The 912-nt window shown below is 74.3% G+C and carries 1 protein-coding gene; it reads left to right on the top strand.

Features of this window, described 5'->3' with window-relative positions; all coding sequences use genetic code 11:
• Positions 1 to 128 precede the first annotated feature (128 nt).
• On the top strand, positions 129 to 824 hold the full coding sequence (locus WDZ17_RS17345) for a dienelactone hydrolase family protein (RefSeq protein ID WP_339576428.1): 696 nt from the start codon (positions 129 to 131) through the stop codon (positions 822 to 824).
• Positions 825 to 912: the final 88 nt, after the last annotated feature.

The following is a 912-nucleotide window of genomic DNA, read 5'->3' on the forward strand; positions in this document are numbered from 1 at the left end:
AACCGGCTGACCCCTCGCCCAGGGGAATCTTCGCGTCAGCGCCCTGCCCGGTGCCAGCAGGCGCACTTCTGCAGGTCACCCGGCGGAGCACCTCGTCACCGGAGCGTGCCCCCACCTACCGTGCGGGCATGAGCGACCCCGGCGCCGCCCCGCAGAACACGACCTTCCCCCGCCCCGGCGGCGAGGAGGGGCACGGCTACCTCGAGCTCCCGCCGGCCGGGCACGGGCCCGGTCTCGTCGTCGTCCAGGAGTGGTGGGGGCTCACCGAGCACGTGGCCGACCTCGTGCGCCGGTTCGCCGCCGAGGGCTTCGTGGCGCTGGCGCCCGACCTCTACGGCGGTCGGACGACGCACGACGGCGAGGAGGCGATGCGCCTCATGCAGGAGCTGCCCGTCGACCGCGCCGCCCGCGACCTCGCCGGCGCCGTCGACCTGCTGCTCGGCCACGAGGCCGTGACGAGCGGCACCGTCGGCGTCGCCGGGTTCTGCATGGGGGGCGCCTTCGCCCTGACCCTGGCGAGCCAGCAGGGCGACCGGGTCGGCGCCGTGGCGCCGTTCTACGGGCTGCCCGACCCGAGCAGCACCGACTGGTCCGGCGTCACCGCCGCCGTCCAGGGCCACTACGCGCAGGTCGACCGGATCGACCTCGACGTCGTGCGCAGGGTCTTCGACGACCTCCGCGAGCGCCTCGACGTGCCCGTCGAGCTGCACGTCTACGAGGCGCAGCACGCCTTCGTCAACGACACCGGCGCCGCCTACGACGAGGCCGCAGCCACCCTCGCCTGGGGCCGCGCCGTGGAGTTCCTGCGCGAGAACGTGCGCTGAGCAGGCTATGAGGACGACGTCAACGGGGTGGTGTGGGGCTGGGTAGGCGTGCTGGTCTGGCCCGTTCGGCTGGGCCGGCGGGTGATCT

It is taken from the genome of Pseudokineococcus basanitobsidens, assembly GCF_037482545.1.
Classification (GTDB): domain Bacteria; phylum Actinomycetota; class Actinomycetes; order Actinomycetales; family Quadrisphaeraceae; genus Pseudokineococcus; species Pseudokineococcus basanitobsidens.

Coding starts and splice junctions, on each gene's coding strand:
- WDZ17_RS17345 (WP_339576428.1), top strand. CDS start 129: ATGAGCGACCCCGGCGCCGCCCCGCAGAACACGACCTTCCCCCGCCCC.